The sequence below is a fragment of the Microcella sp. genome (assembly GCF_019739195.1).
Lineage (GTDB): Bacteria > Actinomycetota > Actinomycetes > Actinomycetales > Microbacteriaceae > Microcella.
The window spans coordinates 340,044-354,495 of record NZ_JAHHDS010000003.1; the positions used below are offsets into that span (position 1 = coordinate 340,044).

15 protein-coding genes are annotated in these 14,452 nt (G+C 70.1%); 6 read left to right on the forward strand and 9 right to left on the reverse strand.

Going from position 1 to position 14,452, the window contains the following annotated elements; all coding sequences use genetic code 11:
• Window positions 1-7 precede the first annotated feature (7 nt).
• Both dnaJ and hrcA read right to left on the reverse strand, forming a co-directional pair.
• Window positions 8-1,111, reverse strand: coding sequence for a molecular chaperone DnaJ (gene dnaJ, locus KL788_RS03345; protein WP_293168476.1), 1,104 nt, complete (start codon window positions 1,109-1,111; stop codon window positions 8-10).
• Complete coding sequence (gene hrcA, locus KL788_RS03350) at window positions 1,112-2,131, reverse strand: heat-inducible transcriptional repressor HrcA (RefSeq protein ID WP_293168478.1); 1,020 nt, start codon at window positions 2,129-2,131, stop codon at window positions 1,112-1,114.
• A 217-nt stretch (window positions 2,132-2,348) separates the two neighbouring features.
• Here hrcA and KL788_RS03355 point away from each other — a divergent pair, with 217 nt between their 5' ends.
• Both KL788_RS03355 and KL788_RS03360 read left to right on the forward strand, forming a co-directional pair.
• Window positions 2,349-2,744: a DUF4870 domain-containing protein gene (locus tag KL788_RS03355; RefSeq protein ID WP_293168480.1), complete on the forward strand. Its 396-nt coding sequence runs from the start codon at window positions 2,349-2,351 to the stop codon at window positions 2,742-2,744.
• Between the two features lie 70 nt (window positions 2,745-2,814).
• On the forward strand, window positions 2,815-3,186 hold the full coding sequence (locus tag KL788_RS03360; protein WP_293168482.1) for a DUF4870 domain-containing protein: 372 nt from the start codon (window positions 2,815-2,817) through the stop codon (window positions 3,184-3,186).
• A 3-nt stretch (window positions 3,187-3,189) separates the two neighbouring features.
• Here the strand turns inward: KL788_RS03360 and hemW are convergent, their stop codons facing one another.
• Window positions 3,190-4,416: a radical SAM family heme chaperone HemW gene (hemW, locus tag KL788_RS03365; RefSeq protein WP_293168484.1), complete on the reverse strand. Its 1,227-nt coding sequence runs from the start codon at window positions 4,414-4,416 to the stop codon at window positions 3,190-3,192.
• 170 nt (window positions 4,417-4,586) lie between these two features.
• Between hemW and KL788_RS03370 the strand changes: the two genes are divergently transcribed.
• Window positions 4,587-5,705: a flavin-containing monooxygenase gene (locus KL788_RS03370; RefSeq protein ID WP_293168486.1), complete on the forward strand. Its 1,119-nt coding sequence runs from the start codon at window positions 4,587-4,589 to the stop codon at window positions 5,703-5,705.
• The gene (locus KL788_RS03375; RefSeq protein ID WP_293168488.1) at window positions 5,702-6,370 is read left to right on the forward strand and encodes an HAD family hydrolase; all 669 of its coding nucleotides are present in this window, start codon (window positions 5,702-5,704) and stop codon (window positions 6,368-6,370) included. The genes KL788_RS03370 and KL788_RS03375 overlap by 4 nt, the downstream gene beginning before the upstream one ends.
• On the opposite strand, the gene KL788_RS03380 is transcribed toward KL788_RS03375, so the two are convergent.
• Window positions 6,367-6,747, reverse strand: a complete 381-nt coding sequence (locus KL788_RS03380; protein WP_293168490.1) for a hypothetical protein — start codon at window positions 6,745-6,747, stop codon at window positions 6,367-6,369. The genes KL788_RS03375 and KL788_RS03380 overlap by 4 nt on opposite strands.
• A complete protein-coding gene (gene truB, locus KL788_RS03385) occupies window positions 6,744-7,673 on the reverse strand; it encodes a tRNA pseudouridine(55) synthase TruB (protein ID WP_293168492.1) in 930 nt (309 codons plus the stop codon). The genes KL788_RS03380 and truB overlap by 4 nt, the downstream gene beginning before the upstream one ends.
• 64 nt (window positions 7,674-7,737) lie before the next feature.
• Here truB and KL788_RS03390 point away from each other — a divergent pair, with 64 nt between their 5' ends.
• Window positions 7,738-8,730 (forward strand): ketopantoate reductase family protein, encoded by a 993-nt coding sequence (locus KL788_RS03390; protein ID WP_293168494.1) that lies wholly within the window; start codon window positions 7,738-7,740, stop codon window positions 8,728-8,730.
• A gap of 142 nt (window positions 8,731-8,872) precedes the next feature.
• Here the strand turns inward: KL788_RS03390 and KL788_RS03395 are convergent, their stop codons facing one another.
• The 4 genes from KL788_RS03395 to KL788_RS03410 are packed head-to-tail and all read right to left on the reverse strand — an operon-like array spanning window position 8,873 to window position 13,313.
• A complete protein-coding gene (locus KL788_RS03395; protein ID WP_293168496.1) occupies window positions 8,873-9,754 on the reverse strand; it encodes an aldehyde dehydrogenase family protein in 882 nt (293 codons plus the stop codon).
• Window positions 9,751-11,289, reverse strand: a complete 1,539-nt coding sequence (locus KL788_RS03400; protein ID WP_293168498.1) for an aldehyde dehydrogenase family protein — start codon at window positions 11,287-11,289, stop codon at window positions 9,751-9,753. Before KL788_RS03400 ends, KL788_RS03395 begins: the two co-directional genes overlap by 4 nt.
• A 3-nt stretch (window positions 11,290-11,292) precedes the next feature.
• Window positions 11,293-12,306: a deoxyribose-phosphate aldolase gene (deoC, locus tag KL788_RS03405; protein WP_293168500.1), complete on the reverse strand. Its 1,014-nt coding sequence runs from the start codon at window positions 12,304-12,306 to the stop codon at window positions 11,293-11,295.
• Entirely contained in the window at window positions 12,303-13,313 is a 1,011-nt protein-coding gene (locus tag KL788_RS03410; protein WP_293168502.1) for a sugar-binding transcriptional regulator, read from the reverse strand. Before KL788_RS03410 ends, deoC begins: the two co-directional genes overlap by 4 nt.
• Window positions 13,314-13,519: 206 nt before the next feature.
• Here KL788_RS03410 and KL788_RS03415 point away from each other — a divergent pair, with 206 nt between their 5' ends.
• The gene (locus tag KL788_RS03415) at window positions 13,520-14,449 is read left to right on the forward strand and encodes an ROK family protein (RefSeq protein ID WP_293168504.1); all 930 of its coding nucleotides are present in this window, start codon (window positions 13,520-13,522) and stop codon (window positions 14,447-14,449) included.
• Window positions 14,450-14,452: the final 3 nt, after the last annotated feature.

Here is a 14,452-nt window from a genome sequence, read left to right on the forward strand (position 1 = left end):
CTCGCGACTAGAGGTTCAGAAAGCGGTCGCGCAGCTTCGAGAAGATGCCCTGCTGGAAGGTCGCGAACTGCGGAGGCACGGGTCGGCGACTCGAGGCGAACTGCCTGATGAGCTCGGTCTCTTTGTTGTTAAGCCGCACCGGAGTCACGACCTGCACGCCGATCTTGAGGTCGCCGCGACCCGAGCCGCGCAAGCGGGTGATGCCCCGCTCTTTGATCGTGATGATCTCGGCGCTCTGCGTGCCCGGCTTGATCTCGACGGGTACGTCGCCGTCGAGCGCGGGCAGCGTGACGGTCGTGCCGAGAATGGCGTCGGCCATTTGCACCTCGACGGTGGCGAGCAGGTCGTCGCCGCTGCGGCTGAAGGTCTCGTGGGTTGCGACCTTGATCTCGAGGTAGAGGTCGCCGTTCGGGCCGCCCGCAGGGCCGACCTCGCCCTGACCGGGCAGCTGGATGCGCACGCCCGTGTCGACGCCTGCCGGAATATCGACGGGGATCGCTCGTCGCGCACGCACGCGGCCCTGGCCGGCGCAGGTCGGGCACGGGCTGGGGATCACCGTGCCGTAGCCGCGGCACGTGCCGCACGGGCTCGAGGTCATGACGTTGCCGAGCAGGCTGCGCACGGTGCGCTGGATCTGACCCGAGCCGCGGCAGATGTCGCAGGTCTGCGGCGAGGTGCCGGGCGAGCAGCACGAACCCTCGCACGTCGAGCACAGAATCGCCGTGTCGACCTCGATCTGACGGTTGGTGCCGAAGATGATCTCGTCGAGCTCGACCTCGACCCTCAGCAGGGCGTCTTGACCCCGCTCGCGACGGCTACGCGGGCCGCGCTGCTGCTGGCCACCGCCGAAGAAGGTCTCGAAGATGTCGCCGAAGCCCCCGAATCCGGATGCTCCCCCGAAGCCGCCCGAACCCCCCAGGTCGTACTGTTGCCGCTGCTGCGGGTCGCTCAACACGTCGTAGGCGTGCGTCACCTGCTTGAACCGCTCGGCCGCGTCGCTGCTCGGGTTGACGTCGGGATGCAACTCTCGAGCGAGTCGGCGGTAGGCCTTCTTGATCTCGTCGGCACTGGCCTGGCGGTCGAGCCCCAGCACCTCGTAATGGTCTGCCACTTATTCCTCACCGAGCAGGCGCGAGACGTAGCGGGCTACGGCGCGCACTGCTGCCATGTTGTTCGAGTAATCCATGCGGGTCGGCCCGAGCACGCCGAGCTTTGCCGAGCTGTCGCCGCCCATGCGGTACGCGCTCGTCACGACCGCAGTCTCTTTGAGCGCCTCATCGTTCTCGCGGCCGATGCGCGCCGAGACACCCTTCTCGTCGACCTGCATCTCGCTGAACAGCTTCAGCAGCGTCACTTGCTCTTCGAGTGCTTCGAGCACCGGGTACACACTGCCGACGAAATCGCCCTCGGTGCGCACGAGGTTCGCCGCCCCCGCCATGACGAGGCGGTCAGAGCGATGCGCATCCACGTGCCCCAGCAGCGCCTCGCCGATGACCGAGACGGTGGGGCGACGGTCGGGAGCGAATTGCTCGCTGAGGGATGCGGCGACGTCGGTCACGTCGGCCAGAGCGCGGCCGGCCAGCGTCGCGTTGAGCTTGGCCCGCAACTCGCCCACGAACACCTCGTCGGCCTCGATCGGCAGCTCGATGATGCGCTGATCGACCCGGCCGCCGTCGGTGATGAAGACCGTCATGAGGCGCGTCGCGCTCATCGGCACGAGCTCGATGTGCTGCACGCGGGCATTGCCGAGCGTGGGGTACTGCACGAGCGCGACCTGGTTCGTGAGATGCGAGAGCAGCCGCACGGTGCGCGCGAAGACGTCGTCGAGATCGACCGACTGGTCGAGGAACTGCTGAATGGCCTGGCGCTGCGCAGCGCTCAACGGCTTCAGGTCGGCGAACTGGTCGACGAACACCCGGTAGCCCTTGTCGGTCGGCACGCGCCCCGACGAGGTGTGTGGCGCCGCGATGAGCTCTTCTTCTTCGAGCAGGGCCATGTCGTTGCGGATGGTCGCTGCCGAGACGCCGAACTGGTGGCGGTCGACGATCGCCTTCGAGCCGACCGGCTCGCGCGAGGCCACGTAGTCGTGCACGATGGCCCGCAGCACGTGCAGAGCGCGATCAGAGACCATCGTCGACTCCCTCCGTCGCTTGGCACTCAGTCTTCCGGACTGCTAATTCTACCCCGCCACACTGTGACCCGGTCCTTGCCTGGCGGTGTCGCGCGCGCTAGGTTTGCCGCGTGCTCTCGCCGATGAGGGTGGTCTCTGCTCTGAGTCGGCGCGTCATGCACACGTGCTCCACCCCGGGAAACCCAGTCCGCACAAGGATCATCGAAAGGCAGCACCTATGACTGACCAGACCCCTCCCCCCGCCAGCCCGGCTCCGGCTGCTCCTCTGAGCGAGGCCGAAGACCGCCAGTGGGCGTCGTTCGCCCACCTCGGCGGAATCCTGGGCATTCTGCCCGCCCTGATCATCTTCCTGGTGTTCAAGGACCGCGGCGCGTTCACGCGCGGGGAGTCGAAAGAGGCCCTGAACTTCCAGATCACCGTCATCATCGCGTACATCGCGGTCAACGTGCTCAGCTGGATCATCGGCGCCGTCACCTTCGGCCTCGGTGCGCTGCTCGGCCTGCTGACCCCGCTCGTCTGGATCGGCGCGGTGATCTTCTCGATTCTCGGCTTCGTGAAGTCGAAGGACGGCAACGCGTACCGCTACCCGGTCTCGATCCGACTCGTCAAGTAGTCGTTTCACCAGGAGCACATTCGAGGGGCTCGGCCGACACGGCCGGGCCCCTCGGGTGTTTAATGGCCGCATGACCGATCAACCTCCTACCAACCCGTACGCCGCCACTCCGCAGCCCATGAGCCCTGCCGACGAAAAGCTGTGGGCGACGCTCGTGCACGTGGGCGGCATCTTCTTCGGCTTCATCCCGGCCCTCATCGGGTTCCTCGTGCTCGGCAACCGGGGGCCCTTCGTACGCGGGCACACCGCCACCGCGCTCAACTTTCAGCTGACGATGATCATCGCGGCCGCGATCGGCGCGATCACCTCGTGGCTCATCATCGGCATCTTCATCATCATCGCCGTGAGCATCGTCATCATCGTGCTCTCGATCATCGCGGCGATCGCGGCCAATCGCGGCGAGGCCTACCTCTACCCGCTGACGATCCCGTTCATCAAGTAGCCGTCAGTCGGGCAGCAGACGGCGCACGACGCCGTCGGCGAGCAGGCGCCCGCGCAGCGTGAGCACGATCGTGCCGCGCAGCGCGGGCCCCGGCTCGACGAGCTCATCCGCGATGAGGCCGGCGACTGCTCGGCGGCCGAGCGGGGTGAGAGCATCCGTCGACAGGCCCTCGCGCAGGCGCACCTCGAGCAGCACGCGTTCGGTGCGGCGCGACTCGTCGTCGAGGGTCTCGCGGCCCGCGGCTGGGCTCAGCCCGTGCGCGAGTCGGTCGGCATAGGCGGCAGGATGCTTGACGTTCCACCAGCGCACGCCGCCGATGTGGCTGTGCGCGCCGGGGCCGACGCCCCACCAGTCCTGCCCGGTCCAGTAGGCGCGGTTGTGGCGCGAGCGATGGTCGGGGGTGCGTGACCAGTTGCTCACTTCGTACCAGTCGTAGCCCGCGTCTCTCAGCCGCGCGTCGAGCACCTCGTAGAACAGCGCATGCAGGTCGTCGTCGACAGGCGGCACCTGACCGTGCGCAATCTGGCGGGCGAGCTTCGTGCCGGGCTCGACGATGAGCGCGTAGGCACTCACGTGGTCGGGCTCGGCCGCGAGCGCCGCATCGAGGCTGTGCTGCCAGTCGGCCTCGGTCTCACCCGGCGTGCCGTAGATGAGGTCGAGGCTCACGGCGAGCCCGGCGGCCTTTGCGGCCGCGACGACGCGCGGCACGTTTTCGGGGTCGTGCGTGCGCTCGAGCACCGCGAGCACGTGCGGCACGACCGACTGCATGCCGACGCTCACGCGCGTGAAGCCCGCGGCGGCGAGCCGCTCGAGGCCCGCCTCGTCGATCGAGTCGGGGTTCGCCTCGGTCGTGATCTCGGCCCCCTCGGCGATGCCCATGTGCTTGCGCACCGCGTCGAGCATGCGCGCGAGATCGCTCGTCGGCAGCAGCGTCGGAGTCCCGCCTCCGAAGAAGACCGTGCGGGCCGGGCGCGGCGACAGGCCGATCTCGTGCAGCACGCGCGCGGCGAGCTCGACCTCGGCGATCGCCTGGTCGGCGAAGTCGCTCTGCCTGACGCCGCGCACCTCGTCGGCCGTGTAGGTGTTGAAGTCGCAGTAGCCGCAGCGCACGCGGCAGAACGGCACGTGCAGGTACACCCCGAGGTCGCGCTGCTCGGCGCCCGCGAGCACGCTCGGCGGCAGCATCCCGTCGTCGGGCGCCGGGTCGGCGAGGGGTAGGGCGCTGGGCACGCCCCCATCCTCCCAGCCTCGCCCTCCACAATTCAGGAGTCGGGCTCGCCGACGCGGGCTGCGGATGCTCTGCCGGGCGTGTCGCGGCGTGGGAGCATCCCGAACTCCTGAATTGTGGAGATCGCCCCAGGCGGCGTCGAGCTCGGCACCGAAGACTCAGAGTGGAGACGATGAACCAGAAGGCAGAGCTACCCGACCGCATCGAGGTGCTCGTCGTGGGCGGCGGGCAAGCCGGCCTCGGCATGGGGTACCGGCTGCGCGAGGCCGGGGTGCCCTTCGTGATCGTCGATGATCGCGCTCGCACGGGCGACGTGTGGCGTGCTCGTTGGCGCAGCCTCGTGCTGTTCACTCCGCGCCGGTTTGCGGCGCTGCCGGGGCTGCCGCTGCCGTCGTCGACGGGCTATTACCCGACGCGCGAGCAGATGGCCGACTACCTCGAGCACTACGCCGCCGAGTTCGCGCTGCCGGTCGTGCGCGAGACTCGGGTCATCGCCATCACCCGCGCGGGCGACGAATTCGTCGCCGAGACGACGCGCGGCACCGTGCGGGCTCGCGCCGTCGTCATCGCGACGGGTCCGTTCCAGTACCCGCGCATTCCCCGCGTCGGCGCCAAGCTCGAGCTGAGCGTGGCGCAGCTGCACTCCAGCGCGTACACCTGCGCCGACGACCTGCCGCACGGCCGCATCGCCGTCGTCGGCGGCGGCAACTCCGCCGCGCAGCTCGCCGTCGAGCTCGCCGACAGCGACCGCGCACGCGACGTCACGATGATCGCGCCGCAGCAGCCCTGGTTCATTCCCGAGCGAATCCTCGGCCTTACGGTCTACTGGCCCCTGAAACTGCTGGGCATCTTGAGCTCGCCGGCCGACAGCCGCATCAGCGAGTACATTCATTCGCGCGGTGACGGAATCCTGGGCACCGAGGCGAAGCGCGCCGTGCGATCGGGTCGACTGCGTCTGCTCACGAGCCGCGTGGTGGATGCTCACGAGCGCTCGCTCGTGCTCGCCGACGGCACCCGACACGAAGTCGATGCGGTGCTCTGGGCGACGGGCTTTCGCACGCACTACCCGTTCATGCAGGTCGAGGGTGCGCTCACGGAGCACGGCGGGCCGCTGCACGAGGGCGGCGTCTCACCCGTCGACGGCCTCTACTGGCTCGGGCTCCCGTGGCAGCGTCGACTCGATTCGTCGATCATCCATGGCATCGCCGCCGACTCGGCCGACCTTCTCGCGCCGCTCGAGCGGCACCTCGGTCTGTTGCGCAGCGCTGCCTCTGACAGCATGGAACCGTGACCACCACCATCCTCTGGGACGTCGACGGAACCCTGCTGCTCAACAGCTACACGGGCGGCGGCGAGCTCTACCACACGGCGATCGAGCGCACCGTGGGCCGCGAGCTGCACCCGCCGCTGCCGCGCACGCACGGCAAGCCCGACGGGCTCATCCTCAGCGAGATCCTCGCCCACTTCGGCTTCGGCGACGAGTGGCACGAGCGCGCGCGGGCGACGCTCGACGAGCTCTCGATCGAGCGGCACCGCAGCGGCGACGCCCGCGAGACGGCACCGGGCGTGACGGATGCTCTGCGCGCCGTCGCCGCGCGCGGCTGGCACAACGCGCTGCTGACGGGCAACTCGCTCGTGCGCGCTCGCGTGAAGCTCGAGGGCGCCGGGCTCGGGCCCGAGTGGTTCGACTGGGAGCGTTCGTTTTTCGGCTCGACGGCCCGCGACCGCAGCGAGATCACCCGCGCGGCGCGCGAGGCGCTGCCCGGCGAGACCCTCGTGATCATCGGCGACACCCCGCGCGACGACGAGGCCGCGGCCGCCGCGGGCATGCCCTTCATCGGCGTCGCGACGGGCGTCTTTACCGTCGACGACCTGCGTGAGACGGGCGCGGTGCTCGTCGTCGCCGATCTCGCCCAGTCGCTCGATGAGGTGCTCGCAGCGATCGAGCCGCTCTAGCTGACGAGCGCGACCCCTTGCACGAACCAGATCTGGTTCATGCGGAACACCATGACGGCGACGGCGAGGCTCGCGACACCCATGACCACGGTCGCCCAGCGCGAGCGGTCGACGAGCGCCCAGGCGATCGCGGCAACCTGCAGCACGAGGGCGACGACGAGGTAGATCCACCACTCGACGAGGTCGCCCGTCGGCTCGTTGCCGACGAACGGCGCGACGAGGCCGATGACGATCTGCACGATGAGCACGAGCGCCACGGCGGCGGTGGGCAGCACGCTGTAGTCGTCGGGTTTGCGGCCGATGCCGCCGAGCACGAGGGCGGCGACGCCGGCGACGACGCTGACGATGATGGCGATCGTGGTGAACCACTCGATCACGGTGCTGCCTCCTGGGCGCTGTCGTTCGGGAACCCGACCAGCGTACGACCGCGGCCCTCACGCACGCTGATGAGGGCGACGAGGCGGTCGGGATGCGCGCCACCCGCACCCCGCTCGATCGCGGCGACCGGCTCGGCGTCGGGCTGCGCGGGCAGGGCGAGCAGCTTGCCGTGCCCGAGGTCGCGGGCCCGCGCGGCATCGACCTCGAGCACCGGGAACAGCTGCGCGGCGACCTCGGCAGGGCTCGCGAGCAGGCTGGCACCCTGCTCGGCCAGCTCGTCGAGACTCACGGCGTCAGCCACGTCGAACGGCCCGACGCGCGTGCGCCGCAGCGCCGTCAGGTGCCCGCCGATACCGAGTGCCGTGCCGAGGTCGCGCGCGAGGGCGCGGATGTAGGTGCCCGAGCTGCAGTCGATGCGAGCATCCACCTCGATCGCGGTCGCGGTGCGTCGCACGGCCAGCGCCTCGAACGCGCTGATCGTGACGCGGCGCGACGCGAGCTCGACCTCTTCGCCCGCGCGCACGCGGTCGTAGGCGCGCTTGCCGTCGACCTTGATCGCGCTCACTGAACTGGGTCGCTGGTCGATCTCACCCGTGAGGGCGCGGATGCCCGCCACGAGCGCGTCGTCGGTCACTGCCGCGATCGCCGCGGGCTCGGCCGTGCTGACAACCTCACCTTCAGCGTCGTCGCTCGTCGTCGCGGCGCCCAGCCGCATGGTCGTCTCATACGTCTTGTCGAGGCCGACCAGGTAGGTGAGCAGGCGCGTGGCCGGGCCGACTCCGAGTGTGAGCAGGCCCGTCGCCATCGGGTCGAGGGTGCCGGCGTGGCCGACCTTGCGGGTGTTGAGCGCGCGGCGCGCACGCGCGACGACGTCGTGGCTCGTGAGACCCTGCGGCTTGTCGACGAGCAGCAGTCCGGTGGTCATGGCCTCCACGCTAGCGGGCGCGGGCGACGGCGGTCGTACGGCTGCCGCGCCTAGGCTGGCGAGCATGCGCATGGCGGTCATCGGAGCGGGCGCGGTCGGCGGCCTCGTGGCCGCACTGGCCGCGCGCGCGGGGCACGAGGTGCTCGTGACCGCGCGCGGCGAGCATGCCGAAGCGATCGCCTCCGCCGGGCTGCACGTCGACGGCGGATGGGGCGAGTGGGTGGCCGCGGTCGAGCTCGTCGAGAGCATCCCGAACCGCGCCCTCGACCTGCTCGTGCTCGCCACGAAGGCGCACGACTCCGCGACCGCCCTCGAGGGGTGGGGCCCTCATGACGGCACGCCCGTTCTCGTGCTGCAGAACGGCCTGGGCGGCGAAGATGCCGTGCGGGATGCCCTGCCGCACTCCCCCGTCGCGATCGGCCTCGCGCTCTTCGCCGTCAGCCTCACGGCCCCGGGGCACGTCACCGTCACGGGCCCCAACGGCCTCACATTCGGCGGTGACGCGGCCGCCGTGGCGGTCGCCGAGCCCCTGCTGCGTGAGGTGCTGCCCGCTGAGATCGTGCTCGCCGAGAACATCCGCGGCGCCCAGTGGACCAAGCTGCTCATCAATCAGGTCAACGCCTTGCCCGCCATCACGGGCCTCAGTGTGCAGCAGACCATCGCCCATCCGGGTCTGCGCGATGTGCTCGCGCGCGCGATGGTCGAGACGGTGCGGGTCGGTACCGCGGCCGGCGCCCGCTGGGGCCGCATCGGGGCGGTGGATGCCGATGCCGTCGCCGCCGTGCGCGCGGGCGGCACTCCCGCTGCCGAGCATCTCGCTCAGCACCTCGCCGCCGGAATGGGCGACGTGCCCAACCCGGCCTCGATGCTGCAGAGCATTCGCCGCGGCCGCACGACCGAAGTCGAGGCGATCAACGGCGCCGTCGTCGCCCTCGGCACGCAGCACGGCGTCCGCACCCGGGTGAACGCCGCGCTCGTCGCCCTCGTGCACGCCGTCGAGCGCTCAGGCGAGCACCTCGCGCCCGCCGAGCTCGCGGCGAGCATCCCTCCCCTCTGATCTCCACAATTCAGGAGTCAGCGCAGCGCCAGTTGCCCGACACGCCGCAAGAGCGCTCTACTCGCCCACCTCGTGTCGCGTTCTCCTGAATTGTGGAGACGACACGGGGTGGCTCCCCATCCGAAGTTGTGGAAGCGCGCAGCTAGAGCATCGACTTGGTGTGCCAGACGGTCTTCGTCTCGACGAAGGCGGTGATGCGCTCGAGCGCGGGGCGCGGGATGCCCGCCACGGGCGCCACGACGCGCTTGAGCGTCTCGGCCGCCGCGAGCTGCAGATCGACCCAGCTCTCGCCCTTCGCGCCCTCGAGCGAGCCGGCCCCCGTGAGGTCGAGCGCGTTGACGTCGGCGTGTGCGGCGAGCCACGGCATGATCTCGGCCGCGGATCCGGTGAGCATGTTGATGACTCCCCCGGGCACGTCTGAAGTCGCGAGCACCTCGCTCAGCGAGATCGCCGAGAGCGGTGCGGCCTCATCAGCCACGACGACGACGGTGTTGCCACTCACGACGATCGGCGCGATCACCGAGACGAGCCCGAGCAGCGAGCCGCTCGCCACACCCTGCGGCGCGACCGCGGCGACGACGCCCGTCGGCTCGGGCACCGAGAGGTTGAAGTACGGCCCCGAGACGGGGTTCGCGTTGCCCGCCACCTGCGCGTACTTGTCGGCCCAGCCGGCGTACCAGACCCACACGTCGATCGCCGTGTCGACCTGCGCAGAGGCCTGCGCAGCCGTCACACCCTCGGACGACTGAATCTCGTCGACGAACTGCGCCCGCCGCCCCTCGAGCAGCTCGGCGATGCGGTAGATGACCTGGCCACGGTTGTAGGCCGTGGCGCCCGCCCAGCCGCAGACTGCGGCACGCGCGGCGACGACCGCATCGCGGGCATCCTTGCGCGAGGCCTTCGCGGCATTGGCGAGAAAGTCGCCCTTCGCCGAGACGACCTCGTAGGTGCGGCCGCTCTCGCTGCGCGGAAACTTGCCGCCGATGTAGAGCTTGTACGTCTTGGGAACGGTGAGCCGGCTCACTTCGCGACCGCCTTTCGGGTCTGCTTGGGCTTTCGAGTAGCGCGCTTAGCGTCAGCAGGGGGCGTGGATGCTGCGCTCAACGCGGCCGGAGCATCCCACCCGCTCGCCTCAAGGTAGGCAGCCAGCCCGTGGCGACCACCCTCGCGGCCGTAGCCCGACTCTTTGTAGCCGCCGAACGGCGACGCGGGGTCGAAGCGGTTGAAGGTGTTGGCCCACACGACGCCCGCCTTGAGCTGGTCGACGAGGGCGAGCATGCGGCTGCCCTTCTCCGTCCAGATGCCGGCCGAGAGGCCGTAGGGCGTGTTGTTCGCCTTCGTGATCGCCTCGGCGGGCGTGCGGAACGTCAGCACCGACAGCACGGGGCCGAAGATCTCTTCGCGCGCGATCGCGTGTGCGGCGCTGACCTTCGTGAAGATCGTCGGCGCGAACCAGAAGCCCTTGTCGGGAATGCGGCAGTCGGCCGTCCAGCGCTCGGCACCCTCGTTCTCGCCGGTGTCGCTCAGCGTGCGGATGCGCTCGAGCTGCGCGGCCGAGTTGATCGCGCCGATGTCGGTGTTCTTGTCGAGCGGGTCGCCCATGCGCAGGGTCGACAGCCGCGCCTTGAGGCGGTCGATGACCTCGTCGTGCACGTTCTCCTGCACGAGCAGGCGCGAGCCCGCGCAGCATACATGACCCTGGTTGAAGAAGATGCCGTTGACGATGCCCTCAATCGCCTGATCCATCGGCGCGTCGTCGAAGACGATGTTGGCGGCTTTGCCGCCGAGCTCGAGCGTGAGGCGCTTCTGGGTTCCGGCGACCTGGCGCGCGATCATCCGGCCGACGTTCGTCGACCCCGTGAAGGCGACCTTGTTGACGTCGTCGTGGGTCACGAGCGCCTGGCCGGTCGGGCCGGGGCCCGTCACGATGTTGACGACGCCGGCTGGCAGGTCGGCCTGCTGCAGAATCTCGGCGAAGAGCATCGCCGTGAGCGAGGTCGTCTCGGCGGGCTTGATGACGACGGTGTTGCCCGCGGCGAGAGCCGGAGCGATCTTCCACGCGAGCATGAGCAGCGGGAAGTTCCACGGAATAACCTGGGCCGCAACGCCGAGCGCGCGCGGGTTCGGACCCAAACCGGCGTGCTCGAGCTTGTCGGCCCAGCCCGCGTAGTAGAAGAACCACGCGGCGACGAGCGGCACGTCAACGTCGCGCGTCTCGCGAATCGGCTTGCCGTTGTCGAGGCTCTCGGCCACGGCGAGCTCGCGCGCGCGCTCTTGCACGAGCCGCGCGATGCGGAACAGGTACTTGCCCCGGTCGCTGCCCGACATGCGCGACCAGACGGTCTCGTAGGCCCGTCGCGCAGCGCGAACAGCCGTGTCGACATCGCCGGCCGTGGCCTGCGCGATGCTCGCGATGACCTCTTCGGTCGCGGGCGAGATCGTGTCGAACACGTCGCCGTGACCGTCAACGAATTCGCCGTCGATGAAGAGGCCGTACTGCGCCTTGAGGTTCAGGATGCTGGGCGACTCAGGGGCCGCCGCATATTCGAGAAAGGCCATGATCTAGTCCACCGTCACGTAGTCGGGGCCACTGTAGTGACCGGTTCGCATCTTCTGGCGCTGCAGCAGCACGTCGTTGACGAGGCTCGAGGCGCCGAACCGCCACAGGTGCGGCGTGAGCCACTCTTCGCCCACGGTCTCGGCGACCGTCACGAGGTAGCGCACGGCGTCTTTCGACGAGCGGATGCCGCCCGCCGGCTTCATGCCCACCTTCTCGCCCGTGAGGCGGTGCCAGTCGCGAATCACTTCGAGCATGAGCAGCGTGACGGGCAGCGTCGCCGCGGGGCTCACCTTGCCCGTCGAGGTCTTGATGAAGTCGGCACCGGCGAGAATCGCGAGCCAGGATGCCCTCCGCACGTTGTCGTAGGTCTGCAGCTCGCCGGTCTCGAGAATGACCTTGAGGTGCGCTGCAGTGCCGTCGGGTCGCGCGCACGCCTCTTTCACGGCGACGATCTGGTCGAACACGACGCCGTACTGGCCGCTGAGGAAGGCCCCGCGGTCGATGACCATGTCGATCTCATCGGCGCCGGCAGCGACAGCCTCGCGCGTGTCGGCGAGCTTGATGGCGAGGCTCGCGCGCCCCGAGGGGAACGCCGTGGCGACGGCCGCCACGCTCACGAGCCCCTGGTCGGGGTCGCCGTGCCGGGCGCCGAGCGCCTCGACCGCGTAGGGCACCATGTCGCCGTAGACGCACACCGCGGCGACGCTCGGCGTCGTCAGGTCGGTGGCGTCGGGCGTGATGGCCTTGGCGACGAGCGAGCGCACCTTGCCGGGGGTGTCAGCACCCTCGAGCGTCGTCAAGTCGCAGGTGCGGATGATCGTGTCGAGGGCCCACGCCTTCGACGTGGTCTTGATCGATCGGGTGCTGAGGCCCGCGGCGCGCTGCTCGAGGCCCACGGCGTCGACACCGCTGAGCCCTTCGAGGTGCAGCCGCAGCGCGGTCTCAGTGAGGTCGCCGCCGAGCAGACGCTCGGCGCGATCCGTCGGTGCGAGACCGACGGGCTGGGTGATGGTCATGAGGCGTCCTCTCGGGAGGCGGTGGTGGCGAGGTCGAGGTCGTGCGTGTCATCGGGGTGTCCGAGCAGGGCCCGCGCGGTGTGCTCGTCGGTCACGAGCACCGAGCAGAGGCCGTGCGTCACGATCGCGCGGGCGACCGCGTGTTTGGGCTCACCGCCGATCACGAGAATGCTCGTACTCGAGGCGCGCAGCTCTTCGAGGCCGAGGCCGAGCGTGCGAGCATCCAGTTCGGGGTCGGCGATCGTGCCGTCAGCCGTGATGTAGCGACCGATGACATCGCCCACGGCGCCGCGCTCGACGAGCCGTGTGATGTCGGCGGGCGTGAGGTAGCCGCTGTCGACGTGCACCGAGCTCGTGTCGGCGACGCCCGCGCTGTACAGGTAGGCGCTCGCTCCGCGCGCCATCTGCACGACGCCGCTCACGGTGCGGTCGCCTTCGATCGCGCGTTTGGTCTCGAGCCGCTCGAGAATGGCGGGGGTCGGCAGCAGAGTTGCCTGGCCGCCCGCCTTCTGCGCGATCATGACGGCCGTGCTCGCGGCGTTGCCGGGGCGCTTGCTGAGGCTCACGCCGCCGTTGATCTGTACGACGTTGACGCCCGTCGACCAGCCGACCGGCAGGGCCTCGGCCACCTGGTGCAGCGTGCGGCCCCAGCTGACGCCGAGCAGGCGCGGCACCGGTCGGTGGCTCACGAGGTAGTCGGCGGCGGCTTCTGAGACGCGCGCCTGCAGCTCGACCTCGTCGACCGGAGCGGGCACGACGACCGCATCGTTGAGGGCGAAACGCGCCGTCAGCTCGCGTTCGAGGGCGAGTCGGCGGGCGCGCGGGTGCACGATCTCGATGCGGATGATGCCGCGCTCGCGCGCCTGAGCGAGCAGCCGGCCGACCTTCCAGCGAGTGACGCGCAAGATTGCACCGATCTCGTCTTGCGTCTTGTTCTCTTCGTAGTAGAGCTCGGCGGCGCGCACAGCGAGCAGCTCATTGGCTGCGGCGGTGTCGACGGGCACCATGAGGGGCTCCCCTGCGGTCGTGGGCGTGCGGTCTCTTCAGGCTAGGCGGGCAGAGTGCGCGCATCAACAAATGTTGCGGTTGTGCTCAGATGAGCAGACCGACGCGCAGTGCGCCTTGACCCGCATCGAGCGGGGGAACACGCTCGGTACGCTGGCGATGACATCGAGCGAGCATCCGTCGCCGCTCTCTGCGCGGAAGGAACCCTGTGACCGACTACGCCCTCGCCGTCGACCTCGGCGGCACGAAGGTCGAGGCCGCGCTCGTCGATGCTCAGGGTTCTGTGCTGGCCGAGTCTCGGCATCGCCGCCCGACCGGCGCTTCGTCGACCTCGCCGCAGCTCGAGACCGCCGTGACCGAGGCGGTGCGGGATGCCCTCGCGGCGCTGCCCGCCGACGCGACCCTGCTCGGCGCCGGCATCGGCAGTGCGGGCCCCATTGCCGGCACGACCGGCAACGTGTCTCCGCTCAACCTCGCGGCCTGGCGCGACTACCCGCTCGGCGATCTGGTCGCGCAGCAGGTGCCCGGGCTGCCCGTGACCCTGCGGATGGACGGCATCTGCATCGCCCTGGCCGAGGTGTGGCTCGGCGCGGCGCAAGGCGAGTCGAACGTCATGGGCATGATCGTCTCGACCGGTGTCGGCGGCGGGCTCATTCTCGGCGACCGCGTCATTGCGGGGCCGACCGGCAACGCCGGGCACATCGGGCACGTCGCGGTGACGGGCCATGACGCGCTCTGCGCGTGCGGCGCGCGCGGCTGCCTCGAAGCGGTCGCCTCGGGCCCGCGCACGGTCACGTGGGCGCGCGAACACGGTTTCGCGGGCGAGACGGGCGAGCAGCTCGCCGAGGCTGCTCGTGCCGGTGATAGGACGGCGCGTGACGCGATCGAGCGCTCAGCCACGGCGGTCGGGCGCGCGATCGCCAGCGCGGGCGCCCTCGTCGACCTCGACGTCGTCGCGATCGGCGGCGGCTTCAGCCACGTGAGCGACGACTACATCGACCTCGTGCAGGCCGCCGTGCGCGCGCACAGCGACTTCGGTTTCGTCACGAAGACGCGCGTCGTGGCCTCGGGCCTGAGCGGCGAAGGCCCGCTCATCGGCGCCGCGGCGCTCGTGCACCGCGCCGACTTGCTCGGCTGAGCG

Bases quoted from the DNA above. Each gene is read 5' to 3' on its own strand.
- KL788_RS03410 (WP_293168502.1), bottom strand. From the start codon at position 13,313: ATGGTGCCCGTCGACACCGCCGCAGCCAATGAGCTGCTCGCTGTGCGC.
- hrcA (WP_293168478.1), bottom strand. From the start codon at position 2,131: ATGGTCTCTGATCGCGCTCTGCACGTGCTGCGGGCCATCGTGCACGAC.
- KL788_RS03390 (WP_293168494.1), top strand. From the start codon at position 7,738: ATGCGCATGGCGGTCATCGGAGCGGGCGCGGTCGGCGGCCTCGTGGCC.
- KL788_RS03400 (WP_293168498.1), bottom strand. From the start codon at position 11,289: ATGGCCTTTCTCGAATATGCGGCGGCCCCTGAGTCGCCCAGCATCCTG.
- KL788_RS03355 (WP_293168480.1), top strand. From the start codon at position 2,349: ATGACTGACCAGACCCCTCCCCCCGCCAGCCCGGCTCCGGCTGCTCCT.
- KL788_RS03370 (WP_293168486.1), top strand. From the start codon at position 4,587: ATGAACCAGAAGGCAGAGCTACCCGACCGCATCGAGGTGCTCGTCGTG.
- KL788_RS03360 (WP_293168482.1), top strand. From the start codon at position 2,815: ATGACCGATCAACCTCCTACCAACCCGTACGCCGCCACTCCGCAGCCC.
- truB (WP_293168492.1), bottom strand. From the start codon at position 7,673: ATGACCACCGGACTGCTGCTCGTCGACAAGCCGCAGGGTCTCACGAGC.
- deoC (WP_293168500.1), bottom strand. From the start codon at position 12,306: ATGACCATCACCCAGCCCGTCGGTCTCGCACCGACGGATCGCGCCGAG.